Annotated in this window: 25 protein-coding genes; 17 read left to right on the plus strand and 8 right to left on the minus strand. The window is 70.9% G+C overall.

Annotated features, from left to right (window positions below):
* The first annotated feature begins 179 nt into the window (after nt 1–179).
* The gene (locus ABT254_RS40665; RefSeq protein ID WP_351482258.1) at nt 180–1,859 is read left to right on the plus strand and encodes a cholesterol oxidase substrate-binding domain-containing protein; all 1,680 of its coding nucleotides are present in this window, start codon (nt 180–182) and stop codon (nt 1,857–1,859) included.
* A gap of 23 nt (nt 1,860–1,882) precedes the next feature.
* Here ABT254_RS40665 and ABT254_RS40670 read toward each other — a convergent pair whose 3' ends face one another.
* Both ABT254_RS40670 and ABT254_RS40675 read right to left on the minus strand, forming a co-directional pair.
* The gene (locus tag ABT254_RS40670) at nt 1,883–2,488 is read right to left on the minus strand and encodes a TetR/AcrR family transcriptional regulator (RefSeq protein WP_351482261.1); all 606 of its coding nucleotides are present in this window, start codon (nt 2,486–2,488) and stop codon (nt 1,883–1,885) included.
* The gene (locus ABT254_RS40675; protein WP_351482264.1) at nt 2,485–3,924 is read right to left on the minus strand and encodes an MFS transporter; all 1,440 of its coding nucleotides are present in this window, start codon (nt 3,922–3,924) and stop codon (nt 2,485–2,487) included. Before ABT254_RS40675 ends, ABT254_RS40670 begins: the two co-directional genes overlap by 4 nt.
* A 393-nt stretch (nt 3,925–4,317) precedes the next feature.
* On the opposite strand from ABT254_RS40675, the gene melC1 reads away from it, so the two are divergent.
* The 3 genes from melC1 to ABT254_RS40690 all read left to right on the plus strand — a co-directional run bounded on the left by melC1 (nt 4,318) and on the right by ABT254_RS40690 (nt 6,085).
* Nucleotides 4,318–4,689: an apotyrosinase chaperone MelC1 gene (melC1, locus tag ABT254_RS40680; protein ID WP_351482267.1), complete on the plus strand. Its 372-nt coding sequence runs from the start codon at nt 4,318–4,320 to the stop codon at nt 4,687–4,689.
* A gap of 34 nt (nt 4,690–4,723) precedes the next feature.
* Nucleotides 4,724–5,548, plus strand: coding sequence for a tyrosinase MelC2 (gene melC2, locus ABT254_RS40685; protein ID WP_351482270.1), 825 nt, complete (start codon nt 4,724–4,726; stop codon nt 5,546–5,548).
* Between the two features lie 84 nt (nt 5,549–5,632).
* Entirely contained in the window at nt 5,633–6,085 is a 453-nt protein-coding gene (locus tag ABT254_RS40690; protein ID WP_344398215.1) for an SRPBCC family protein, read from the plus strand.
* A 40-nt stretch (nt 6,086–6,125) separates the two neighbouring features.
* Here the strand turns inward: ABT254_RS40690 and ABT254_RS40695 are convergent, their stop codons facing one another.
* Both ABT254_RS40695 and ABT254_RS40700 read right to left on the minus strand, forming a co-directional pair.
* Nucleotides 6,126–6,824, minus strand: coding sequence for a ribonuclease H family protein (locus ABT254_RS40695; RefSeq protein ID WP_351482273.1), 699 nt, complete (start codon nt 6,822–6,824; stop codon nt 6,126–6,128).
* A 53-nt stretch (nt 6,825–6,877) separates the two neighbouring features.
* Nucleotides 6,878–7,672, minus strand: a complete 795-nt coding sequence (locus ABT254_RS40700; RefSeq protein ID WP_351482276.1) for a VOC family protein — start codon at nt 7,670–7,672, stop codon at nt 6,878–6,880.
* Between the two features lie 162 nt (nt 7,673–7,834).
* On the opposite strand from ABT254_RS40700, the gene ABT254_RS40705 reads away from it, so the two are divergent.
* The 7 genes from ABT254_RS40705 to ABT254_RS40735 all read left to right on the plus strand — a co-directional run bounded on the left by ABT254_RS40705 (nt 7,835) and on the right by ABT254_RS40735 (nt 16,122).
* The gene (locus ABT254_RS40705) at nt 7,835–8,839 is read left to right on the plus strand and encodes a zinc-binding alcohol dehydrogenase family protein (RefSeq protein ID WP_351482362.1); all 1,005 of its coding nucleotides are present in this window, start codon (nt 7,835–7,837) and stop codon (nt 8,837–8,839) included.
* 254 nt (nt 8,840–9,093) lie between these two features.
* The gene (locus ABT254_RS40710; RefSeq protein ID WP_351482279.1) at nt 9,094–10,536 is read left to right on the plus strand and encodes a family 2B encapsulin nanocompartment shell protein; all 1,443 of its coding nucleotides are present in this window, start codon (nt 9,094–9,096) and stop codon (nt 10,534–10,536) included.
* Between the two features lie 14 nt (nt 10,537–10,550).
* Nucleotides 10,551–11,600, plus strand: coding sequence for a family 2 encapsulin nanocompartment cargo protein terpene cyclase (locus tag ABT254_RS40715; protein ID WP_351482282.1), 1,050 nt, complete (start codon nt 10,551–10,553; stop codon nt 11,598–11,600).
* 47 nt (nt 11,601–11,647) lie between these two features.
* A complete protein-coding gene (locus ABT254_RS40720; RefSeq protein WP_351482285.1) occupies nt 11,648–12,526 on the plus strand; it encodes a geranyl diphosphate 2-C-methyltransferase in 879 nt (292 codons plus the stop codon).
* Between the two features lie 233 nt (nt 12,527–12,759).
* Nucleotides 12,760–13,434 carry a response regulator transcription factor gene (locus ABT254_RS40725; RefSeq protein WP_351482288.1) on the plus strand — a complete coding sequence of 225 codons (675 nt, stop codon included), beginning with the start codon at nt 12,760–12,762 and terminating at the stop codon, nt 13,432–13,434.
* A gap of 29 nt (nt 13,435–13,463) precedes the next feature.
* Nucleotides 13,464–15,125 carry a hybrid sensor histidine kinase/response regulator gene (locus ABT254_RS40730; RefSeq protein ID WP_351482291.1) on the plus strand — a complete coding sequence of 554 codons (1,662 nt, stop codon included), beginning with the start codon at nt 13,464–13,466 and terminating at the stop codon, nt 15,123–15,125.
* Between the two features lie 82 nt (nt 15,126–15,207).
* On the plus strand, nt 15,208–16,122 hold the full coding sequence (locus tag ABT254_RS40735) for an SGNH/GDSL hydrolase family protein (protein ID WP_351482294.1): 915 nt from the start codon (nt 15,208–15,210) through the stop codon (nt 16,120–16,122).
* A 42-nt stretch (nt 16,123–16,164) separates the two neighbouring features.
* Here the strand turns inward: ABT254_RS40735 and ABT254_RS40740 are convergent, their stop codons facing one another.
* Entirely contained in the window at nt 16,165–16,647 is a 483-nt protein-coding gene (locus ABT254_RS40740) for a VOC family protein (RefSeq protein WP_351482297.1), read from the minus strand.
* Between the two features lie 123 nt (nt 16,648–16,770).
* On the opposite strand from ABT254_RS40740, the gene ABT254_RS40745 reads away from it, so the two are divergent.
* From ABT254_RS40745 to ABT254_RS40755, 3 genes are all read left to right on the plus strand, one after another.
* The gene (locus tag ABT254_RS40745) at nt 16,771–17,982 is read left to right on the plus strand and encodes an epoxide hydrolase family protein (RefSeq protein WP_351482300.1); all 1,212 of its coding nucleotides are present in this window, start codon (nt 16,771–16,773) and stop codon (nt 17,980–17,982) included.
* A 108-nt stretch (nt 17,983–18,090) separates the two neighbouring features.
* Entirely contained in the window at nt 18,091–18,729 is a 639-nt protein-coding gene (locus ABT254_RS40750; RefSeq protein ID WP_030927332.1) for a ClpP family protease, read from the plus strand.
* 1 nt (nt 18,730) lies between these two features.
* On the plus strand, nt 18,731–19,333 hold the full coding sequence (locus tag ABT254_RS40755) for a ClpP family protease (RefSeq protein WP_351482303.1): 603 nt from the start codon (nt 18,731–18,733) through the stop codon (nt 19,331–19,333).
* Nucleotides 19,334–19,354: 21 nt separating this feature from the next.
* On the opposite strand, the gene ABT254_RS40760 is transcribed toward ABT254_RS40755, so the two are convergent.
* The gene (locus ABT254_RS40760) at nt 19,355–19,747 is read right to left on the minus strand and encodes a helix-turn-helix domain-containing protein (RefSeq protein WP_351482306.1); all 393 of its coding nucleotides are present in this window, start codon (nt 19,745–19,747) and stop codon (nt 19,355–19,357) included.
* A gap of 207 nt (nt 19,748–19,954) precedes the next feature.
* On the opposite strand from ABT254_RS40760, the gene ABT254_RS40765 reads away from it, so the two are divergent.
* Nucleotides 19,955–20,842, plus strand: a complete 888-nt coding sequence (locus tag ABT254_RS40765; RefSeq protein ID WP_351482310.1) for an RNA polymerase sigma factor SigF — start codon at nt 19,955–19,957, stop codon at nt 20,840–20,842.
* A gap of 57 nt (nt 20,843–20,899) precedes the next feature.
* Here the strand turns inward: ABT254_RS40765 and ABT254_RS40770 are convergent, their stop codons facing one another.
* Together ABT254_RS40770 and ABT254_RS40775 are read right to left on the minus strand one after the other, a co-directional pair.
* Nucleotides 20,900–21,355, minus strand: a complete 456-nt coding sequence (locus ABT254_RS40770) for an ATP-binding protein (protein WP_351482313.1) — start codon at nt 21,353–21,355, stop codon at nt 20,900–20,902.
* 118 nt (nt 21,356–21,473) lie between these two features.
* A complete protein-coding gene (locus ABT254_RS40775) occupies nt 21,474–22,616 on the minus strand; it encodes a DUF6777 domain-containing protein (protein ID WP_351482316.1) in 1,143 nt (380 codons plus the stop codon).
* A 161-nt stretch (nt 22,617–22,777) separates the two neighbouring features.
* Between ABT254_RS40775 and ABT254_RS40780 the strand changes: the two genes are divergently transcribed.
* Together ABT254_RS40780 and ABT254_RS40785 are read left to right on the plus strand one after the other, a co-directional pair.
* Nucleotides 22,778–24,055, plus strand: a complete 1,278-nt coding sequence (locus ABT254_RS40780) for a streptophobe family protein (RefSeq protein ID WP_351482319.1) — start codon at nt 22,778–22,780, stop codon at nt 24,053–24,055.
* Nucleotides 24,056–24,108: 53 nt separating this feature from the next.
* Nucleotides 24,109–24,525: a nuclear transport factor 2 family protein gene (locus ABT254_RS40785; protein WP_351482322.1), complete on the plus strand. Its 417-nt coding sequence runs from the start codon at nt 24,109–24,111 to the stop codon at nt 24,523–24,525.
* Nucleotides 24,526–24,570 lie beyond the last annotated feature (45 nt).

The following is a 24,570-nucleotide window of genomic DNA, read 5'->3' on the forward strand; positions in this document are numbered from 1 at the left end:
GTCATCCGTCACGCCTGTGCACGGAACCGACCGCTCCGGAGCGCCACCTGTGAAACATTCACTCGGACGAGTGATGGTATTGGACAGGAATCCTGCACGTGTCAACGGGCCCCTAGCGTGAAGCCGTGACTGATTGTTCAGCGAGCAACTTATCGTCCCGGTCGTCGGAGAACTCGTCGTTGAGCCGTCGCGGCTTCCTTGCGGGCGCGGCCGCGCTGGCCGCCGCACCCGTGCTGATCGCGGCCGATCCTGCCCTCGCCGCACAGGAGCTGCCGGACTTCCCGGCGGATGTCGCCCTGTACCGCTCGGCGTACCGCAACTGGGTCGGCGAGATCACCGCGGACGGGCTGTGGGCCTGTGCTCCGGCCGGCGCGGATCAGGTGGCCGAGGTCGTCAACTGGGCCTGGCGGCACGGCTGGAGGGTGCGTGCCCGGGGTTCCGCGCACGGCTGGTCGCCGCTGACGATCACCGAGGGCACCGGGTCGGACGCACCTGTACTCCTTGTGGACACCGCCCGTCATCTCACCGGCCTCACCCTGGAGTCGGCGACCGCGGTGCGCGCCGGCACCGGCGTCACGATGGAGGCCCTGCTCACCTACCTGGAGGAGCACGGCCTGGGGGTCACCGCCGCGCCCGCCCCCGGTGATCTCACCCTGGGCGGCGCGCTCGCCGTCGACGCGCACGGCACCGCCGTACCGGCGCGGGGCGAGCAGCGGCTGCCCGGGCACACATACGGCTCGCTCAGCAATCTGGTGCTGTCGCTGACGGCGATCGTGTGGGACGAGAGCTCCGGTGCGTATGTGCCGCGCACGTACGAGCGCGACGAGGCGGACTGTGCCGCGCTGCTCACCCATCTGGGCCGTGCGCTGGTGACGGAGGTCGTGCTGCGGGTCGGCGCGAATGTCGATCTGCGGTGTGTGAGCCGTACGGACATCCCGGCCGCCGAGCTCTTCGCGGCGCCCGGCGCCGAGGGGCGCACCCTCGCGAGTTACCTCGACAAGTCGGGGCGGGTGGAGGCGATCTGGTTCGCCTTCACCGAGTTCCCCTGGTTCAAGGTGTGGAGCGTGGCGCCGACGCGGCCGCTCACCTCGCGGCATGTGACATCGCCGTACAACTACCCGTTCTCCGACAACGTCCCGACCGTGGTGGCGGACCTGGTCGGGCGGATGACCTCGGACGCGGCCTGGTATCTGGCTCCGGTGCTGGGCAACGCGCAGTACGACGTGGCGGCGCTCGGGCTGGTGGCGACGCTGTCCGCCGACATCTGGGGGCCGTCGAAGAACACCCTGCTCTACATCAAGCCGACGACGCTGCGGGTGACCGCGAACGGCTACGCCGTTCTCACCGCACGGGCCCAAGTACAGCGGGTGGTCGCCGAGTTCACGTCCTTCTACCGGGAGCGGCTCGCCGCGTACGCGGCGCTGGGCCGCTTCCCGGTGAACGGTTCGGTGGAGATCCGGGTGACCGGCCTCGACGACCCGGCCGATACCGACCTGGACGGCGCTCGCGCCCCTTTGCTGTCGGCGCTGCGGCAGAGCGACACACACCCGGAGTGGGACACGGCGGTGTGGCTGGACGTCCTCACCCTGCCGGGCACGCCGTACGCGGAGGCGTTCCTGCGCGAGCTGGAACAGTTCCTGCTGCGCACGTTCGACGGGGAGCACGCGCTCACCCGGGTCGAGTGGTCCAAGGGCTGGGCCTACACGGACGAGGCGGCCTGGAGCGACGGGGAGGTGCTGTCCACGACGGTGCCCGCGTCACTGGGCGAGGCGGCATGGGGGCAGGCGGCCGGCACCCTGGACCGCCTCGACCCGCACCGCGTCTTCGGCAACGGGTTCCTGGACCGGCTGCTGCACTGAGCGGCGCCTTGCCGTCGGCATGGCTACGGCCGGGGGGTGCCTCCGCCCGGTGTGAGGTGCGCCTGCAGCGCCGGCGCGTAGCGGGCCACGATCTCCTCCAGCGCGGCGCCCCGCACCTGGGTGCCGCGCGCGATGCCGTACATCACCCCCAGGCCCAGCAGGTTCGCGACGGCCAGCTCGGCGCGCAGGCCCGCTTCGGGGCCGTCGAGGCGTTCGGTGAGGCGGTCGGTGACCTGGGTGCGGAAGTTGGTGCGCAGGATGTCGCCCTGTGCGCCGTGCAGGGGCGCGAACACGATCCGCAGGAGCGGGTCGGCGCCCTGCTGCGACTGGCTGACCAGCACATGACGCACCATGTGCCGGCCGAGCTCGTCCAGCGGCGCGTCCAGCAGGGCGTCGGCGTCGGTCTCGAAGGACATGACGCGGGCGAAGAGGGTGTCCTTGTTGCCGAAGTACTTCAGGATCAACGGCGGGCTGACACCGGCCCGTTCGGCGACCGCCTTGAGTGTGATGTCGGCGTGGGCGTGGCGGGCCAGCAGGTGGCGGGCCGCCTTGAGGATGGCCGTCTTGGTCGCCTCGGCGTCTCGGCGGGCGGGCACGGAGGTGGTGGGGGGAGTGCTCACGGCACTCATGCTCCCTCCAGCGCCTCGTCGCGGGGATCCCGGGTGCGCCCGCGGGTTCGGGGTGTCCCGCCCGTCGCCGCGTCGCCGGGGATGGTCAGGGCCGCGGCACTGGCCGCCAGGGCGACCGCGCCGGCGATGCCGAAGGCGAGCAGATAGCCGTGCAGGGTGGGCACGGCGGCTGAGCCGACCAGGCTGGTGTGGTGGACCAGTACGGCGGCGACGGCGGCGCTGGAGACGGCCTGGCCGATGGTGCGCATCAGGACGTTGACGCCGTTGGCGGAGGCGGTCTGGTCGGCGGGGACGGCACGCAGGATCAGGGTGGGCAGGGCCGAGTAGGCGAGCGTGGTGCCCGTGGACACCACCGTCGCTCCCAGGATGATCATCCAGAGATCGCGGCTGTCGGCGATGCGCACCGCGTAGCCGCAGGCGATGACCGCGGCCCCGAGGGCGAGGGTGATGCGCGGGCCGCGGGCAGCGGAGATGCGGGCCGAGACGGGTGAGAACAGCAGCATGGTGATGCCGCCGGGCAGCAGGCACAGGCCGGTCTGCACGATCGACAGCCCGAGCCCGTACCCGGTGGCCTTGGGCGCCTGCACGAGCTGGGCGGTCACCAGGGAGTTGGCGTAGAAGGCGAACCCGGTGAGCAGCGCCGCCACGTGCGACAGGCCCACGCGCGGCCTGGAGACCAGCCGCAGGTCGACCAGCGGGCGTTCGGTGCGCAACTGCTGCCACCACCACAGCGCCAGTACGACGACGGCGCCAAGGAAAAGGCCGACGATTCGCGCGCCGCCCCACCCCCACTGCCCGCCCTGCGAGACGCTCAGCAGCAGACACACCAGCCCTACGGCGAGCCCCAGCGTGCCCGGTATGTCGAAGCGGCCGGGCTGCCGTACGGGCGATTCGTTGACCGCCCACCACACCGCCGTCACGCCGAGCGCGCCGAGGGCGCTGGTCAGCCAGAACATGGTGTGCCAGTCGGCGTACTGCACGACCAGCGCGGCCAGCGGCAGGCCCAGGGCGGCGCCGATGCCCACGGTGGAACTCATCAGCGACACCGCGGAGCCCCGGCGCTCCGGCGGCAGCTCGTCGCGCAGGATGCTGATCGACAACGGCACCACGGAGGCGGCGGCGCCCTGCAGGGCACGGGCCGCGATCAGGACGACGATGTCGGACGACAGGGCGCACATCACCGAGCCGACGGTCATCAGGACGAGGGCCGACATCAGCACCTTGCGCTTGCCGTACATGTCGCCGGCCCGGCCGAGCACGGGGGTGAGCACGGCACCGGACAGCAGGGTCGCCGTGACCATCCAGGAGACCGTGCCCGCGGAGGCGCCGGTCAGCCGCGGCAGATCGGGCAGGAGCGGTACGACCACGGTCTGCATGACGGCCATGAGGATGCCGCCGAACGCGAGCACCGGAATCGTGAGCCGGTCACGGACCATCGGGCACTCCAAGTGGCTGGTACCGGAAACAAGAGGTGAATGACAATTCACCATAACGGGTGAATGGCAATTCACCCAAGAGGATTCCTGAGCCTGGCCGGCTGCGGTCGTCGATCACCGATACGGATCACGTCAGTTCTGCGAGGTGAGACAGGCCACTTGCGGCGCAGGCGCCCGCGAAGGATCACCTCGAACAGGGGGCACCCGGGAAGGAATTCCCCGTTCCGGTGGCCGGTGGACCCCAGACTCGGCAAGATCGACTTCGTTCAATCTTGCATGACATGTACACAATTGTCCTGATCGTAGCCAACCACTCTCGGGGGATTTCTCCCGTTCGCCGCGGGGCCGATAGGCATTCCGGGTCGTCAACCGAACGAACCCTGGAGATCCCGAATGCCGGCCCTGACCCGACGCCGTGCGCTCACCGCGGCGGCCGCCCTCACCGCGGCCGCCGCCGCCCACACCGCCGCCGCCCCTGCCGCGTCCGCGGCCGACCCCATGCACCACGGCTCCCCCGAACCCTTCGACGAGGTCTACAAGGGCCGCCGCATACAGGGCCGCCCGTCCTCCATGGGCGGCCACCACCACGGCACCGGCTACGCCGTCCTCGTCGACGGGGTCGAACTGCACGTCATGCAGAACGCCGACGGCACCTGGATCAGCGTCGTCAGCCACTACGCCCCGGTGACCACGCCGCGCGCGGCCGCACGCGCCGCCGTCGACGAGCTGCAGGGCGCCCGGCTCCTGCCCTTCCCCGCCAACTGACCCGTCCCGCAAGCACCTTGGGAGCACCCGCACCATGACCGTCCGCAAGAACCAGGCGAGCCTGACCGCCGAGGAGAAGCGGCGCTTCGTCGCCGCCGTCGTCGAACTCAAGCGCAGCGGCCGCTACGACGCCTTCGTCACCACCCACAACGCCTTCATCCTCGGCGACACCGACAACGGCGAACGCACCGGCCACCGTTCGCCGTCCTTCCTGCCCTGGCACCGAAGATTCCTGCTGGAGTTCGAGGGCGCACTGCAGTCGGTGGACGCCTCGGTGGCGCTGCCCTACTGGGACTGGAGCACCGATCGCTCGCCGCGTTCCTCGCTGTGGGCACCGGACTTCCTCGGCGGCACCGGGCGCGCCCGTGACGGCCAGGTGATGGACGGCCCGTTCGCCGCGTCCGCCGGCAACTGGCCGATCAACGTACGGGTCGACGGGCGTACGTTCCTGCGTCGCCAACTGGGTGTGAACATACGGGAGTTGCCGACCAGGGCCGAGGTCGAGTCGGTGCTGTCCACGGCGATATACGACATGCCGCCGTGGAACAGCGCCTCGGACGGTTTCCGCAACCACCTGGAGGGCTGGCGCGGCGTGAACCTGCACAACCGGGTCCATGTCTGGGTCGGCGGACAGATGGCCACCGGGGTCTCCCCCAACGACCCCGTGTTCTGGCTCCACCACGCCTACATCGACAAACTGTGGGCCGAGTGGCAGCGGCGCCACCCCGGCTCCGGCTATCTGCCGACCGCCGGAACACCCGACGTGGTCGACCTCGACGAGACGATGAAGCCGTGGAACGACGTACGGCCCGCCGATCTCCTGGACCACACCGCCCACTACACCTTCGACACCGACTGACGGCCACAACCCGACGGTTTGCTCCGCAGGTCAGGGGTACCCGCGCCGAACGCAACCGATGTAGAGCGAAGGAGGGGTTCACCCGTGTCGCAGGTCGAGGAATCCATCGAGGTCGGCGTCCCGGTGCACACCGCCTACAACCAGTGGACTCAGTTCGAGACGTTCCCCGAGTTCATGAACGGCGTGGACCGCATCGAACAGCGCACCGACACGCTCACGCACTGGGTGACCAGCGTCAACGGCGTGCACCGCGAGTTCGACGCGGAGATCACCGAGCAGATCCCGGACGAGCGGGTCGCCTGGACGACCGTCGCGGGTCAGGCCCGGCAGGCCGGGGCGGTGACCTTCCACCGGCTCGACGACAACCACACCAAGGTCATGCTGCAGATGGACTTCCATCCGGACAGCATCACCGAACAGGTCGGCGACAAGCTGGGCTTCGTGAAGCGGCAGACCAAGGGCGACCTCGAGCGCTTCAAGAAGTTCATCGAGTCGCGCGGCCAGGAGACCGGCGAATGGCGCGGCGTGGTCACCTGACCCGCGCCCGGTCCTGAACGGTGTGCCGTACGGCCCGGCCCTAACCGGCCTCCGCCGTACGGCACTCCGGGTGTCCCCAGCCCTGCCCGTTCTTGGCGATGGGCTCACCGGCTCCGTAGGAGCGGCCGCACAGGCAGCGGCCCGGGAACTTCGCCTTGATGGTGCGGGACGACGAGCCCGTGCCCTGCCGGGACCCGGCCGGCTTGCGGCGCGGGGCACTCGACTTCGGGGTGTCCGGGGAGGGCGGCGGCGCCGGTGAACCGAGGTCGCTGCCCGCGGGCTCCTGGACCTTGGCGGCCTGACTGGCGGCGCGGTCGGCGAAGTCGTTGAGCGGGTCGCCGTCGACCTGGTGGGCGGGTACGTAGCGGAACTCGACCGTGCGCCCGTCGAGCAGTGCGTCGATGCGGACGACCAGCTCCTGGTTGGCGACCGGCTTGCCGGCGGAGGTCTTCCAGCCGTTGCGCTTCCAGCCGGGCAGCCAGGTGGTGACCGCCTTCATGGCGTACTGGGAGTCCATGCGGACCTCGAGCGGGACGCCCGGGTCGGTCGCCGCCAGCAGGCGTTCCAGGGCGGTGAGTTCGGCGACGTTGTTGGTTGCCGTGCCCAGCGGCCCCGCCTCCCAGCGGGCCGGGGTCGTGGAGTCGTCGGAGACCACCCATGCCCAGCCCGCAGGTCCCGGATTTCCCTTCGATGCCCCGTCGCACGCGGCCACCACACGTTCACGCATGGCCTCGATCATGCCACGGGCGCGAGGGGACCTCGACCCTCGTCCGGGAGGCGACCTCGTACGTCCTAGACGTCCTTCGTCTTGGGCAGCTCTCCCTCGGTCCTCGTGATGTCGATCACCGAGAAGTTCGCGCCCTGCGGGTCGCTGATCGCCGCGAACCGGCCGTAGGGGCTGTCCATCGGCCCGAAGCGCAGCACGCCGCCCAGCTTGGTGGCCTTGGCGATAGCGTCGTCGCAGTCCGGGACGACAAAGTAGAGATTGATGTAGGACGGCACCTCGGGCGGGAACTCGTCGCCCATCTTCATCCGGCCGAGGACCGTGGTGTCGCCGAGGTTGAACATGCGGAAGTCGACATTGTCGTCGACGATCTGCTGCGCCGTGTACGGGAAGACGGCCCTGAAGAACGCGTCCGCCTTCTCGGGTTCACGGGTGAAGACCTCGGCCCAGCCGTAGGCGCCCGGCTCGGCGGTCACCTCGAAGCCCTCGTGGGTGCCGCCCTGCCACACCCCGAAGACGGCGCCGCTGGGCTCGCGGGCGATGCACATCGTGCCGAACTCGCCGACCTGCATGGGCTCCATCACCACCTCGCCGCCGTTCTCCCTGATTTTGGCGGCGGTGGCGGCGGCGTCCGCTGAGGCGAAGTAGAGGCACCACTGCGACGGGGCCTCCTGGCCCGGCATCGGCGGGACCACGGCGGCGACCGCCTTGCCGTCCGCATAGGCCTGGGTGTAGTTGCCGTACTCCGACGACGCCTCGCCGAAGGTCCAGCCGAGGACGTCGCCGTAGAAGCTCTTCGCTCCCTCGACGTCGCCGAACATCGCGTCGGCCCAACAGGGGGTTCCCTCAGGTTGTACGGCCATGACTGCGGCCCTTTCCCGAATCGGCGGATGGTCCGTTTCCTCACGCTAGCCATGCATGCGGTGAAGCGCGCGCCGAACGCCCGGGTCCGTTTCAGACTGGACGGGCAGGGCCTCGGCACACTTTCGACGCGGCGGACGGGGTGCGGAATGGCGGACGGGACGATGCGCGCGTGGTCGGTGGTGACACCGGGGCCGGTCGAGGAGAACGGCCTGCGCCTCCTGGAGAAACCGGTACCGGTGCCGGGTGACGACGAGCTCCTCGTGCAGGTGCGCGCCTGCGGGGTGTGCCGCACCGACCTGCACGTCACGGAGGGGGATCTGCCGGTGCACCGGGCGGGGGTGACACCCGGGCACGAGGTCGTCGGCGTGGTGGCCGGGGCCGGGGCGGGGGTGTCCGGCTTCGCGACCGGGGACCGGGTGGGGGTGGCGTGGCTGCGGCGCACGGACGGCACCTGCGGGTACTGCTCGCGCGGGGCCGAGAACCTGTGCCCGTCCTCGCGGTACACGGGCTGGGACGCGGACGGCGGCTACGCCGAGTACACGACCGTGCCTGCCGCGTTCGCCCACCGCCTGCCGGATGCCGTCGAGGACGTGGCGCTCGCGCCGCTGCTGTGCGCCGGGATCATCGGCTACCGCGCGCTGCGCCGGGCGGCGCTGCCACCGGGCGGACGGCTCGGTCTGTACGGTTTCGGGGGCAGCGCCCACCTGTGTGCGCAGCTGGCGCTGGCCGAGGGCGCCACCGTGCACGTCATGACCCGTGGGGCGGCGGCGCGGCAGCTCGCGCTCGGCCTGGGCGCCGCCTCCGCGCAGGACGCGTACGCCATACCGCCCGAGCCGCTGGACAGCGCGATCCTGTTCGCACCGGTCGGCGACCTGGTGCCGGTCGCGCTGCGGGCCCTCGACCGCGGCGGCACCCTCTCGATCGCCGGCATCCACCTCAGCGACACCCCGCCCCTGCACTACCAGAGCGACCTGTTCTACGAGAAGCAGATGCGCAGCGTCACCTCCAACACCCGTGAGGACGCACGCGAGTTCCTTGCGCTGGCCGCCCGGCACGGTGTCCACGCCACCACCCACACCTATCCCCTGACGCGGGCCGACGAGGCACTGCGGGACCTCAAGGCCGGGCGCTTCGACGGGGCGGCCGTGCTGGTGAACGACCTCTGACGAGAAGTGTGACGGCGGGGGCGCACGGGGTGGGCTGGAGGCGCGGGAGTGCGGAGGTCTCGGTGCGCTGCCTCGTTCGCCAGGTTTGCGTTACCACGAGGTGAAACCGCCCCCTTCGCGCCGTACCGGGGCATCCGCGGGGCTGTTTGCCTTGTACATGCGACGCCGGGCTGTCGTCCATCGCGGCGTCGCCCTCATCTCCGACCACTCCGCTCACTCCTGTACGTCGCCAGGTACGTCCCCAAGGAGGGAATGTGTCCGCCCCCGAAAGCGCCACCGGACCCGACACCGACGAACCAGCCCCCGCACCCGACGGCGAGGGGCAGCTGACGAGTCTCAGCACCCAGGCGGCGCGCCAGCTCGCCACGACGACCAAGTCCGAACCGCAGATGCAGGCCATCAGCTCGCGCTGGCTGCTGCGGACGCTGCCGTGGGTGGACGTCAAGGGCGGCACCTACCGGGTCAACCGGCGTCTGCAGCTGCGGATCGGCCGCGGGCGGGTGCAGTTCGAGCAGAACGGCGCCGACGACATCAAGGTCATCCCCGAGACCCTCACCGAACTGCCGGTGCTGCGCGGCTACTCCGACACCGACGTCCTCAAGGAGATCGCGACCCGCTTCCGGGTCCGCGAGGTGCGGGCGGGACAGGTGCTGTTCCAGGCCGGGCAGCGGGTCACGGAGGCCTATCTCGTCGTGCACGGCAAGTTCACCCGCTACACCGAGGGCAAGTACGGCGAGGAGGAGATCATCGGGGTCGTCACGGACGGCGACCAGATGGGCGACGAGGCCATCGGGCAGTCCAGCCCGCTGTGGCTGAGCTCGGTGCGGGCGGAGACGGCCGGCGTACTGCTGGTGCTGCCCTGGGACGTGGTCACGGAGCTCACCGACCGGGTGCCGTCCCTCGCCGCGCATCTGGAGGCGTTCGCGGCGCGACAGAAGCTGCCGATGAACCGCAAGGGCGAGGCGGACGTTCCCGTACAGGCCGGCCATGTCGGCGAGCCGACGCTGACCGGCGGCTTCGTGAACTACGACCTGGCGCCGCGCGAGTACGAGCTGTCGCTCACCCAGACCGTGCTGCGCGTCCACACCCGGGTCGCCGACCTCTACAACAACCCGATGAACCAGACCGAGCAGCAGCTGCGCCTGACGGTCGAGGAGATCCGCGAGCGCCAGGAGTGGGAGCTGGTCAACAACCGGGAGTTCGGACTGCTGCACAACGTCGACTACGGCCAGCGCGTCAGCACCTTCGCCGGGCCGCCGACCCCGGACGACATGGACGAGCTGCTGGCCATGCGCCGCAAGACCAAGGTGTTCCTCGCCCATCCGAAGGCGATCGCGGCCTTCTTCCGGCAGTGCAACCGGCGGGGTCTGGTGCCGGGCACGGCGAGTGTGGAGGGGCACGAGATTCCCGCCTGGCGGGGAGTCCCGATCTTCCCCTGCAACAAGATCCCCATCAGCCGCGACCACACCAGCAGCATCATCGCGCTGCGCACCGGCGAGTCCGACCAGGGAGTGATCGGCCTCTACCAGACCGGCATCCCCGACGAGTTCCAGCCGGGCCTGAACGTGCGGTTCATGGGCATCGACACGGCCGCGATCATCCGCTACCTGGTGACCGCCTACTACTCGCTGGCCATCCTGGTGCCGGACGCGGCCGGGATCCTGGAGAACGTCCAGATCGGCCGGACGGCCGACTGAGGGTGGAGTACGCAATGAGCACGTCCGCCGCCTCTTCCTCGCTGCCGGGGCCACCCAATCTGGCCCACACCCTGCGCACCCGGCGCGGCGGGGCGATCCCCGGGCTCAAGTACCGGCAGGTCGCCCCCGCCGACCCGGCGAAGGTGGAGGAGGTCGACCGCAGGCTGGAGGCCTGGGCCCACGGCCTCGACCTGTTCCCGAAGGCGTGGTCCGGGGACTTCTCGGGCTTCCAGTTCGGCCGAGCCGTGGTGCTCCAGCATCCGGCGGCGGCCGATCTGGAACGCCTCACCGCCGCCGGCAAGTTCCTGCTGGCGGAGAACCTCGTCGACAGCTGCTACTGCGAGGAGGACGAGGGCAGGGGCGGCGCCCGCCGCGGCCTGGGCGGCCGGCTGATCCTGGCCCAGTCGGCGCTCGACCCCTTCCACAGCACACCCGCGCTGCAGGAGCAGTGGGCGCGTGGAGTGCAGGCCGACGGACCGCTGCGCTCCTACCACTGGGCGATGAAGGACTACGCCGCCGTCGCCACTCCCAGCCAGACCGACCGGTTCGTGCACGACATGGCGCGGCTGCACCTCGGCTATCTCGGCGAGGCCGCATGGGCGGAGATCCGGCACATGCCGCAGGTCTGGGAGTACCTGGTGATGCGGCAGTTCAACAACTTCCGCCCCTGTCTGTCGATCATCGACGCGGTGGACGGATACGAGCTGCCGGAGGCCGTCTACGCCCGCCCGGAGATCCAGCGCATCACGGCACTCGCCTGCAACGCCACCACCATCGTCAACGACCTCTACTCCTTCACCAAGGAGCTGGCGAGCGACCCCACCCACCTCAACCTGCCCCAGGTCCTCGCCGCCAACGAGCGGTGCGGGCTGAAGGCCGCCTATCTCAAGGCCGTCGAGATCCACAACGAGATCATGACCGCCTTCGAGGACGAGTCCGCCCTCCTGTCCGCCACTTCGCCCCTCATGGAGCGCTACGCCCGGGGCCTGTCCGACTGGGTGGCCGGCAACCACGAGTGGCACGCCACCAACACCCACCGCTACCACCTGCCCAACTACTGGTAACGCCCGCAGTGCTGACATCCCGTCAGACGCACCACGAGGAGTCCTAGTTGACCATCGCCCCCCACGCCGACACCAAGGCGGCACCGGTGCCGACCCAGTCCACGTACCAGAACCGCGTCGCGGACTACTGGAACGCCGAGGAGAACCCGGTCAACCTCGAACTGGGCAAGATCGACGACCTCTATCACCACCACTACGGCGTCGGCGACGTCGACTGGACCGTGCTCGACGAGCCCGACCCCGACCTGCGGCGGGGACGCATCACCACCGAACTGCACCGCCTGGAACACGCCCAGGCGGAGCTCCTCGCCGGTCATCTCGGCCCGCTGTCCGCCACCGACCGCGTCTTCGACGCCGGCTGCGGGCGCGGCGGCGGCAGTGTCGTGGCGCATCTGCGCCACGGCTGCCACGCGGACGGCGTGACGATCTCCGCCAAGCAGGCCGCGTTCGCCAATGAGCAGGCCCGCAAGCGGGGCATCGACTCCCAGGTGCGCTACCACCACCGCAACATGCTCGACACCGGCTTCGCCACCGGCGCGTACGCGGCGTCGTGGAACAACGAGTCGACCATGTACGTCGAGCTGGAACTGCTGTTCGCCGAGCACTCCCGGCTGCTGCGCCGCGGCGGGCGCTATGTGGTGATCACCGGCTGCTACAACGACACCTACGGCCGGGCGTCCCGCGAGGTGTCCCAGATCAACGCCCACTACATCTGCGACATCCACCCGCGCTCGGAGTACTTCCGGGCGATGGCCCGCCACCGCCTCGTCCCCGTCCACGTCCAGGACCTCACGGCCGACGCCATCCCCTACTGGGAGCTGCGCCGGCAGGCGGATCACCTGGTCACGGGCATCGAGGACACGTTCCTGACCGCGTACAAGAACGGCAGTTTCCAGTATCTGCTGATCGTCGCCGACCGGGTGTGATGCCCTCGGTCACGGCGTAGCGGCACACGCGCGCCGGGGCGCACGTACCGGCACGGGCCTGTGCGATCCATGCGGCATCCCCGCATCGCACGAGCCCGTGCCGGAACCCCCCCGAGCGGCTCCCCCTTGAACCGTGGGCATTTACTGTTCTACCTTCGCCACATGGTCGGGGCATCAACGCCCGCTCATCAGCGGCACAACGGGCGGACGCCAGACGGTCCGGGTGATGCGGAATGCGACCGCACCTCGCTCTGATCGAGGACGATCCCGACTTCGCACTGATGTGCCGTTCCTATCTGGAGCGCGCGGGCTTCACGGTCACCTGGGCCATGGACGCGCGCGCCGGGAAGGCCGCCCTGCACGAGGGCGGTGTCGATCTCGCCGTTCTCGATCTGGGGCTGCCGGACGGCAGCGGCCTGGAGCTCCTGCGGGCGCTGCGCTCCACCAGCCGGCTGCCGGTCATCGTGGTCACGGGGCGCGGCGCGGAGGCCGACCGGGTGGCGGGCCTGGAAGTCGGTGCGGACGACTATCTGGTCAAGCCGTTCTCGCAGCGGGAACTGGTGGCCCGCATCCACGCCGTGCTGCGCCGCTCGCAGCCGCCCGAGTTGCCGAGCGTGCTCCAGGTCGGCGCGCTGCGCATCGACTCCGCCGCCCGTCTGGCGTCCGTCGACGGTGTCCAGCTGATGCTGCGGCCCAAGGAGTACGCCCTGCTGGAGATGCTGGCCGCCGCACCGGGCCGGGTGTTCTCGGCGGAGCAGCTGCTGGAGCGGATCTGGGGCACGTCCTGGCAGCAGGCCGCGACCGTGGTGGAGCACGTCTACCGGCTGCGCGGCAAGCTGGCCGGCCTGCCCGCACCCGCGCCGCGGATCACCACCGTCCGGGGCTACGGCTACCGCCTCGACCCCTGAGTCACCGCTTCGGCCGCGGAGGTCCGACCATGCCCGATGCGCCGGACTTCCGGAGCCTGTTCGACGCGACGCTGTCCCCACTGCTCATCCTCAGCCCCGACTTCACGATCGTCGAGGTCAACCGCGCCTATCTCACGGCGACCCGCACCGAGCGGAGCATCGTGGGCCGCCCCGTCTTCGACGTGTTCCCCGACAACCCGGACGACCCGTCGGCCGACGGCGTCGCCAATCTGCGCCGTTCGCTCCAGACGGTGGTGGCGAGCGGTCGTACGGACACGATGGCGCTGCAGCGCTACGACATACCGGCGGGCGAGGAGGGCGGCTTCACCGAGCGGTACTGGAGTCCGGTCAACACGCCGGTGCTCGGTGCCGACGGGCAGGTGCGCTACATCATCCACCGTGTCGAGGACGTCACCGAGTTCGTGCGTCTGCGGCGGGTGGGACGGGAGCAGCAGCGGGCCGTCGCCGAGGCGGAGATGCGCGCCGAGGGCATGGAGATCGACCTGTTCGTACGGGCGCGGGAGATCCGCGAGGTGAACGAGCAGCTCAGCCGGGCCAATCACGAACTGGACGCGGCGGGCCGCAGGCTGCGGGAGGAGCAGCAGGCCAAGGACCGGTTCATCGCCACGCTCTCGCACGAGCTGCGCAACCCGCTCGCGGCCGCCACCGCGGCCACGGAGCTGCTGGCCCTCGACATGCCGGAGGGCCATCCGGCGCTGTCCGTCCTGGAGCGGCAGCTGAGCACCCTGGCACGGATGAGCAACGACCTGCTGGACGGCACGCGCGCGGTGACCGGGCGGCTGGAGCTGGTGTGCGAGCCGGTGGACGTGCGGTCCGTCGTGCAGGGCGCGTGCGCCGACATCCACGGCCTGTTCGGGCACGAGGACCGCACGCTGACGGTCGTGCTGCCAGCCGAGCCGGTGATGGTGGACGGCGACCGGCTGCGGCTGGCCCAGGTGCTGACGAACCTGCTGTCCAACGCGCTGAAGTACACCCGGCCGGGCGGCCGCACCGAGGTGGGCCTGACGGCCGCCGACGGACAGGCCGAGCTGACCGTGCGGGACGACGGCATCGGCTTCTCCCCCACCCAGGCCGAGGAGCTGTTCGGGGTGTTCATGCGGGCGGCTCCGGCCGGTCCGGACACCCCCGAGGGCCTGGGGCTCGGGCTCGCGGTGGCGCGGACGGTGGTGGAACTGCACGGCGGCCGCATCTGCGCGCACAGCGACGGACCGGGCAAGGGCGCGACCTTCACGGTGCTGCTGCCGATGACGGACGCCGTGAGCCCGCGCCGGCCGCGGCCGCCCGCCGTCCACGGCTCCCCGCGCCGGCTGTCCCTCCTGATCGTCGAGGACAACGCGGACCTGGCCGCCACCTACCGCACCCTGCTGGAACGCCAGGGCCACCAGGTCACGGTGGTGCACACGGGCCAGGACGCCCTCACCACCACCGAGGCACACGCCTTCGACGTCGTCCTGTGCGACCTGGGTCTGCCGGACATCGACGGCTACGCGGTCGCACGTGCCCTGCGGGCGCGGCCGGACGGCGGCACACTGCGGCTGATCGCGGTGTCCGGATTCAGCCAGGGCAGCGACCGTGCCCTGTCGCGGGCGGCCGGGTTCGACGCCCATCTGGCCAAACCGCTGCCGCTGACCGACCTGCTGGACCTGCTGGAGCGCCCGGACGGCGCCTGAACTCACCCCGGTGTCTTCCGCCTTGGGCCCGCCTGTGCTTGCCTGGGGAGCCGTTTTCGGTTGCCGGGGCTGGAGTTGCCGTATGCGCAAGCCGTGGATCCTGGGGATGCTGCTGACCGGAGTGCTGCTGCTCGGCGCGTGCGGCGACCCCTCGTCCGGGCCGGAGGAGGCACCGCCCTCCCCCGCCGTACCGGGAGCCTCGGCATCGACGACGCACCAGCAGGCCCCGGCCTCCCCGAACGCCCCTGCCGTGGCGCCGCGCGTGCTCTACCTCGGGGATTCCCTCGCGATGGAGGCCCAGAACGTGCTCGGGCAGGAGCTGCGCCGGGACCTGAGGGCGAAGTACACGAGTGCTCCCTACTCGGGCACCACCCTGTGCGACTACCTGGAGGGCACCGGGGCGAAGTCGTTGGTGCCGGACGCGGACAAGGCGGCCGCGCTGGTCCGTGCGCAGCATCCGGACTTCGTGGTCATGCAGTTCTGGGGCAACGCGTGGGGCTTCACGTGGTGCATGGACGGCATCACCTACAACGCCTCGCAGCAGAGGTACTTCACCCGCTACCGGGCCGACCTGCGGCGGCTCACCGAGCAGATCGCCGCGGCGGGCGGCAGCAGGCGTCCGCGGATCGTGTGGGTGTTGCAGGGCCCGGACCCGATCACGCCCGACCGGGTCCGGCGCGTGAACCGGATGTACGAGCAGCAGGCCGCCGCCTCGGGCGACCTCGTCGCCGACGCGGGCGCGACGGTGAGCCCCGCCGGGGCGCGCTACACCTGGTCGCAGTACCTGCCCTGCACGGCCTACGAACACGCACACAGCGACTACTGCACCGAGCCCGGCCGCGACCGCACCGCCCTCCACCTCGACAAGGACTATCTGCACTTCTGCCTGGCGCCCACCACCGCCACGCCGAAGCCGTGCCCGGTGCGCTCCCCCGGCATCCTGCGGATCACCCGCGAGATCACACGAGTGATCGGGGAACAGGCCGGCACGCGGTGAGCCGGTTGCTGCCGACCTGTTCCTCACCACACGGGAGCGGCCTCACTCGCCCGCGTAGGCCCGCTCCAGGGCGGCGATGTCGAACTTGCTCATCGCCATGAACGCCTTGGTCGTGCGGGACGCCTTCTCCTGGTCCGCGTCGCTGATCATGTCGATCAGCTTGTCGGGCACGACCTGCCACGACAGGCCGTACTTGTCCTTGAGCCAGCCGCAGGGGCCGGGCTCGCCGCCGCCCTCGGTGAGCTTGGCCCAGTAGTAGTCGATCTCCTCCTGGTCCTTGCAGAAGATCTGGAAGGAGATCGACTCGTTGAACTTGAACTGCGGGCCGCCGTTGAGCGCGACGAACTTCTGGCCGTTGGCCGTGAACTCCACCGCCAGCACCGAGCCGGCGGGGCCCGCGCCTCCCTCGACGTTGCGGCCGACCCGGCCGATGCTGGAGTTCTTGAAGATCGACACGTAGTAGTGCGCGGCCTCCTCCGCCTGGCCGTCGAACCAGAGACACGTGGTGAATCCGTCGGTGGTCATGAGCACCTCCTGGGGCGTGGAACGCGGTCACCTGTACCGACTGATCCTCGCCGCGGAACTCATCGGTCGGACGGCCGATTGACCCGGGTGGCCCCATCGCCGTACCGAACTAGGCTCGCGGCCATGACGTCTTCGCCCGCAGAGACCGCGGACAGCGGCATCCGGCCCTTCCGCATCGACATCCCGCAGAGCGACCTCGACGACCTCCATGACCGCCTGGACCGCACCCGCTGGCCGGACGAGCTGCCCGGCACCGGGTGGGCCTACGGCGTGCCGGCCGACTACCTGCGCGAGCTCCACCACTACTGGCGCACCTCCTACGACTGGCGGGCCGCCGAAGCCCAGCTCAACCAGTGGCCGCAGTTCACCACCACGATCGACGGCTCGAACGTCCACTTCGCCCACGTCCGCTCCCCCGAGCCGAACGCCACACCGCTGATCATCACGCACGGCTGGCCCGGGTCGATCGTCGAGTTCCTGGACGTCGTCGGGCCGCTCGCCGACCCCCGCGCGCACGGCGGCGACCCGGCCGACGCGTTCCACGTCGTCGTACCGAGCATCCCGGGATTCGGGCTGTCCGGGCCTCCCGCCGACACGGGCTGGGAGGCGGGCCGGGTCGCCGACGCCTGGGCCGAGCTGATGCGACGGCTCGGCTACGAGCGGTTCGGCGCGCAGGGCGGCGACTGGGGCGCCGCCATCTCCCGCGAGCTGGGGCGCGCGCACCCGGACCGTGTGATCGGCGTGCATCTCAACCTGCTCCCGGGCGCGCAGCAGGCCACCGAGCCGACGCAGGAGGAGCTGGACGAGCTCGGCACCGAGGAGCAGGAGCGGGCGCTGCTGTCCTGGCGCCGGTGGAGCGAATGGTCCCGCGAGGGCACGGGCTACGCCGTCCTGCACGCCACCCGGCCGCAGACCGTGGCGTACGCGCTCAGTGACTCCCCCGTGGGTCAACTCGCCTGGATCGTGGAGAAGTTCCTTGAGTGGACGGACTCGGCGCTGCTGCCCGAGGAGGCCGTGGACCGGGACCGGATGCTCACCAACGTGATGCTGTACTGGCTGACCGGGACCGCCGGTTCCGCCGCCCGCATCTACTACGAGCGGGCGCATGCCACGGGCCGTGTCGCCTTGCCGGCCGAGCCGTCGACCGCACCCACCGCGCTCGCCCTCTTCCCCGCCGAGCTCCAGATCCCGCTGCGCCACAAGGCGGAGCGCACGGAGAACATCGTGCGCTGGACGGAACTCGACCGCGGCGGGCACTTCGCCGCCATGGAGGAGCCCGACCTGCTGGTCGAGGACGTACGGGCGTTCTTCCGGCAGCTGCGCGAGAAGGGCTGAGAGCCGGCTCTGCCCGTGGCGAATCTGCCACGGGCAGAGAAACCGGATGCGGGGCCGGGGCAGGGCCAAGAGTGGAGTCGACGGCATCACCGCTCGACGGGAGAGACCATGACTCCACTCACCACGCTCGCGCCCCGGGCCGAGGAGGGCGACACCCCGCCCAGCCGGCTCGACGACCATCTCGCGGCCCAACTCCTCGGCCAGCGCATCGTGTTCCTCGGCACCCAGGTCGACGAGGTCTCCGCGAACCGGGTCTGCGCACAGCTGCTCCTGCTGTCCGCCGAGGACCCGCGCACCGACATCAGCCTGTACATCAACAGCCCGGGCGGCTCCGTGCACGCGGGCCTCGCGATCTACGACACGATGCGGCTGATCCCCAACGACGTCTCGACGCTCGCCATGGGATTCGCGGCCAGCATGGGCCAGTTCCTGCTGTGCGGCGGCACACCCGGCAAGCGGTACGCGCTGCCGAACGCGCGGATCATGATGCACCAGGGCTCGGCGGGCATCGGCGGCACCACCGCCGACATCGAGATCCAGGCGGAGAACCTGGAACACACCAAGCGGACCATGGAGCGGCTCATCGCCGAGAACACGGGCCAGTCCCCGGAGACCATCGCCCGGGACGGCGACCGCGACCGCTGGTTCACGGCCGAGGAGGCCAGGGAGTACGGCATGGTGGACCGGGTCCTGGAGTCCCTCGCGGACGTCCGCCCGGCCGCCTCGAAGCGACGGATGGGGCTGTGACATGGGGAACTACACGATTCCGTACGTCGTCGAGCGCACCGCGCACGGTGAGCGCTCCTCCGACGTGTTCAGCCGGCTGCTGTCCGAGCGGATCATCTTCCTCGGCACCGAGATCGACGACGGGGTGGCCAACGTCGTCATCGCGCAACTGCTCCATCTGGAGTCCTCGGCGCCGGAGAACGAGATCTCGGTCTACATCAACTCGCCCGGCGGCTCGTTCACTTCGCTGATGGCGATCTACGACACCATGACCTTCGTGCAGGCGCCGATCTCGACGGTATGCGTCGGCCAGGCGGCCTCGACGGCGGCCGTACTGCTGGCCGCCGGGGACCCGGGGCGGCGGATCGTGCTGGAGCACGCGCGCGTGCTGCTCGGTCAGCCCGCCGCCGGTGGCAGCCGGGGCATGATCTCCGACCTCACGCTCCAGGCCAAGGAGATGGTCCGGATCCGCTCCCAGGTCGAGCAGGTGCTGGCCCGGCACACCGGGCACGACATCGCGACGCTGCACGCGGACATGGACCGCGACAAGGTGTTCACCGCCGAGGAGGCGGTGGCCTACGGGCTGGCCGACGAGGTGCTGAGCCGGCGCCTCGCCGCGATCTGAGGCACCGACCACAGGCGTCCGTCAGGCGGCCAGGCAGAGTCCGTCGTACGGCGAGGCGGACGTCCGGCGGCTCCTGTGGGACTGCCGGCTGCCGATCCGCACGAGCTCTCCCTGCGCCCGTGCCAGCAGGTCGCCGAGGCCCAGCCCGAGGGCATGGGCGGCGGCCGCGAGGACCTCGGAGGAGGCCTCCTTGCGGCCGCGCTCCACCTCGGAGAGATAGGGCATGGAGATCCGGGCCTCGTCGGCCACGTCCTTCAGGGTGCGCTCCTGGGCGAGGCGTTCCCGCCGCAGGACTTCGCCGACGAGGTCCCGCCACAGGGGCTCCCTGGGCGGCGGGGGCGCGGCGGCAGGCCGCTCGCCCTGCGGGCGGCGCAGCGGGATGACATCGGCTTCGTTCGGCGCTCGGCTGCTCACTGCTTCAGATTCCCCCGCTCCGAGGGGAAGCGATCGGCATTCCGCTCTGGGTGGAATCAGCGGCAAGGTTCGCGCTGACGGTGGGACGCGTTCCGGTCTCGGGCATGTCCTGGCGCAGAGCGGGTACGCGCATACAGCAGAGCACAACGCAGGCAGGACCAGGACGTACCAAGACAGACGTCGAACCTTGACTTCGTGGGAGAGGAAATGGACACCGCCGTGGAACGGTCGGAGGCTGAGGTCGTCGAGAAGACCGCCGGGACCTGCACGGGTGATGGACCACTGCCGGGGATCGCGGAGCCACGCACCGTGGCTCCGCGTGACGCACGGGAACTTTCCCGTCAGTTCTTCCAGCGCCTCTCGGAGCTCGAGGAGGGTACGCACGAGTACCAGTACGCACGCAACACCCTCATCGAGATGAACATCTCGCTGGTGCGGTTCGCGGCCGGGCGGTTCCGGGGACGCGGCGACGACATGGAGGACATCGTCCAGACCGGCATGATCGGCCTGATCAAGGCGATCGACCGGTTCGAGCTGTCCCGCGAGGTCGAGTTCACCTCGTTCGCGCTGCCATACATCGTCGGCGAGATCAAGCGTTTCTTCCGTGACACCACCTGGGCCGTGCACGTGCCGCGCAGGCTGCAGGAGCTGCGTGTCGAGCTGGCCAAGGCCCGCGAGGAACTCGCCAGCCGGCTGGACCGGGAACCGACGGTCCCCGAGCTCGCCACCCTGATGAACATCTCCGAGGCCGAGGTGATCGAGGCGCAGATAGCGTCCAACGGCTACAACTCCTCGTCCCTCGACGCGGCGCTGACCGGCGACGGGCCGGAGGGCGGCGAGGCGGTGCTCGCCGACTTCATCGGTGTGGAGGAGGACGGACTGCGGCTCGTCGAGGACTTCCAGTCGCTGGCCCCGCTGATGGCGGAGCTCGGCGAGCGCGACCGTCAGATCATCCACATGCGGTTCGTGGAGGAGGCCACGCAGGCGGAGATCGGCGAACGGCTCGGTTGCTCGCAGATGCATGTGTCCCGACTGATCAAGCGGATCATCGCGCAACTGCGCAAGGGAATGCTGGGCGAACTCGGCTGCGCGTAAGGGGCAGCCGGTCGCATCACTGACCGCCGCGGCCGCCGGTAGAGGCGGCCGCGGCGGTCATGCGCGGGTCAGGCTCACCACGGCGGACACGCGCTTGCCGACGGGCACCCGCTCCACGACGACCTGCCTCGCCAGGACATGGACTATCTCCAGGCCGTGCCGGCCGACGCGCTCGGGGTCGCGAGGGAAGCGGCGGGGCAGGGCCGCGCTGCTGTCGTAGACAGACACCGTGACCGCGGTGTCCGTGCCCTCGAGCTCCAGGATGTACGGCCCGTTGCTGTGCCGGTCCGCGTTGGTGACCAGCTCGCTCACCACCAGCAGCACCTCGTCCTCGGCGCGGTCCTCGATCTTGGCGCACCATTCGGTGCGGAGCCGGCCCACGAAGTGCGCGGCGAAGGACCGGGCCTCGGCGATGCATCCCGGTTCGCCGGTGTAGTGCGCCGCCCGCCGTAGCGGTTCCACGGGCACGTCGAAACCAGTCGGTATCACTGCCCCGCCCACGTGCTCGATCATGCATGTCTCTCTCGGAAGCCGGCCTGGCCGGACGCTGCTGCATCAGTGCTGCTACCCAGAGCCGCGCCCGGCAGTCCCCCGCCCGGGCCGATGTGTCCGCTAACACGCGGAACGCCGGTCATGTGGTGCTCGACTCCGGAGCACTGTACGTGCCGGTGTCTCCGGGTGACTCCGGTTCGGTCGTTCCGGGTTCGCTGGAGGGTGACTCGGAACTGGGCGTCGGGGTGGAGGGGGAGGTCGACGTCGGAGGGCAGGGGCTGGGCGTGCCGGTGACCACGCTGGGTGCGGAGGCGCACGAGGAGGACGAGGACGAGGGTGCCGTGGGCGTGGACACGCTCACCGACGGGGAGGGCTTGGCCGGCGGTTCCGTCCGGTGGTCGTGGCGGCCGGTGTCGCCCCGGTGCCGGGCGATCCACTCGCCGTGGTCGGGGTCGAAGAGGACGAAGATGTTGATGATCTGCGGTGCGGGGGTGACCACGACGACGTTCGAGGGCCGGTACGACGGCCAGGTGTCACCGGTGCGCCTGGGGGTGGTCTGCTGGGCTACGGGCGGCGTCAGCGGGTTGCCGCAGGCGCAGCGCACGCGCGGGACGCCGTGATCGTCGACGAGGACGGCCGTTCCCGCCTGCAGGACGGCCTGGTAGCTGGTGGCGGCGCCGTCGCGGTAGCCGTGGTTGGTGACGCGGGTGTCCATGCGCAGCTGTACGGGAGTGAGCGCGCGGAGGTAGGCCGGGACCCCGGAGGGTGCGACACCGGCGACCGAGGCGAACGCCGCGTTCTTCGGCGAGGCCGTCCGGAGGGCCTTGATCTGCCGCTCCACATCGCAGCTGGAGACGTTGCGGGTGCCGCCGTACAGTCCGGGCGCCCCGCCGCCCACCGCCCGTACCGCGTTCGCGGGCGCCGATCCGGTGGCCGGGGAGACGGGGACGGCCGGGGCTGAGCTGTGCGTGGCCGTCGACTGGGTGAAAGGATCGGGGCCGGTCTTGCCCGCGGCCTGCAGGAAGACCTCCCCGCCCTTGCCGGAGCCGCCGCCGGAGCGGCTGAAGACGACGGCCAGGACCACGGCGGCGACCACCACGGTGGTCAGTACGGCGACACGGGGTGCGGACCTCCACCAGGGTCGGCGGGGCGGCGGCGCAGGTGTGCCGCCGCCGCTGCCCGGTGGTTGCGAGGGTGGGCCCGAGGGCGGTTGGGAGGGGCCCGAGAGCGGGCCGGAAGGGGGGCCTGTGGGGCGTCCGGAGGACGGCGGTTCGAGGCTCACGAGCTCTTCTTCCCGATGCGGTTTCCTGCGGCCTGCCCCGAGTTGGGCCGCTTTCTTACCTGCCGCCACCATTGTGTGCTCCGGTGCGGTGCCGCTCGCAAGCCGACGCGGACGGCCCTCCCGGCGGGCGGGGTTCGCGGGCGCTGCTTAGCGTGGCGAGGGTGAGCCCGCGAACCCCCTCCGCCCCGGCCCTCGCCCGCCACGGCTGGGTGCAGGCCCTGGCCGGGGTGCTCGCCGCGCTGATCGTCATGGGCGTCGTCGCCGGCCTGGGGTTGTGGGCGGCCGGGGCGGCGGATCTCCCGGACGGTGCGTTCCCCCGGGTGGTCGCGGCGACGGTGGTGACGGCCGTCGGCGGCACGATCGAACTGTCGGGCAACGCCGGCGCGCTGGCCCGGTCCGCGGCCGGCATGACGGTGATCCCGCTGTCGGTGACGCTGGCCGGGGCGCTCGTCCTCGCGGCGGGTTTCCTGCGCCCGTTGCGGTACCGGGCGGTCGCCGGCGCCCCGGAGCTGGCGGGGTGGGCCGCCCGGGTGGCCGTGGTGTGGCTGCTGGCGCTGCTCGGCCTGTCCCTGGGCGCCCGCCAGACCTTCGCGGTCGACCTCGGCAACGGGACCCTCGGCGACATCGGCGACCTGTTCGGCGTCGCGCCGAAGGTCGGCTTCAAGGCGGATGTGCCGCTGACCCTGTTCTTCGGGGTGCTGTGGCTGGCGGGGGTGCTGGTGCTGGCGCTGCTGGTCTCGCGCGGGGCGCCGCTGCCGGGGCGGCTGCTGCGCTTCCAGGAGTCGGTGCGGCCGGCCGCGTACGCCATGGTCGTGCTGCTGCTCGCGTTCGTCGTCCTGGGCGTCGTCGTCGCCCTGGTCGTCGCGGTGACCCGCGGCCACTCCCCGGAGACGCTGGCGGTGATCCTGCTGGGGCTGCCGAACCTGGTCTGGCTGGCGCTCACGATCGGTCTGGGTGCCACCTGGACGGGGCGCGTGCACGGGCCGTTCGGGCTGCCCATGCCGCATGTGCTGGACGAGGTGCTGCGCACGAAGGAGGTTTCCACGCTCAATCTCCGCACGCTCGCCCAGTACGACGGGCGGGTGTGGTGGCTGGTGGCCGTCGACGCGGTGCTGCTGCTGGCCGCCGCGTTCGTCATGGCCGCGCGCTCCCCGGCCCGGATGCGGGCCTGGCAGCACGCCGTGCACATGGCCGCCGCCCTCGCGCTGACGGTGCTCATGATCTGCCTGGTGTGCCGGATCGACGCCCACTACGGGCTGTCGCTGCTCGGCGTGGGGGACGTGGGCGGGGGCCTGTCCGGGGACCTGTTCCTGAAGCCGAAGGTGTGGACCGCGCTGGGCCTGGCCGTGCTGTGGGGGCTGGTGACCGGTTTCCTCGGTGCGCTGCTGGCACGGCCGGTGCGGCGGCGGGGGAAGACCGAAAAGGAGTGGGAGGCGTGATGCAGTCCGTGGCAGTGTCCGACCGGTCGAGGTGCCCAGGGGAAGGGAACGCCATGGCGTTGGCTCTCGAGGACCGGCTCGCCGTGACCGAGTTGATCGCGCTGCACGGCCATCTGGTCGACGGCGGGGAACTGGAGCGCTGTGACGAGGTGTTCACCTCGGACGTCGTCTACGACCTGTCGGACTTCGGCCAGGGCGAGGTCACCGGGCTCACCGCCGTCAAGCAGGCCGCGCTGGCGCTCGGCGCGAAGAACCCGGTGGCGCACCACGTGACCAACGTGGTGATCGAGGAGGTGGCCGACGGCCGGGTCCGCGCCCGGTCCAAGGGGCTGGGGATCATGGCGGACGGCTCGTGCGGATCCGTGACGTACGAGGACGTCGTGGTGCGCGTCGACACGGGCTGGCGCATCTGCCGGCGCAGGGTCGTGGCGCGCCGTGTACCGCTGGGCGGGCTCGGTCAGGAGCCCTGAGCGGGTCTGGCGAATCCCCGGCGGCACATGACCGCACGCTCCGCG

The sequence above is a fragment of the Streptomyces sp. NPDC001137 genome (assembly GCF_040298885.1).
Taxonomy (GTDB): domain Bacteria; phylum Actinomycetota; class Actinomycetes; order Streptomycetales; family Streptomycetaceae; genus Streptomyces.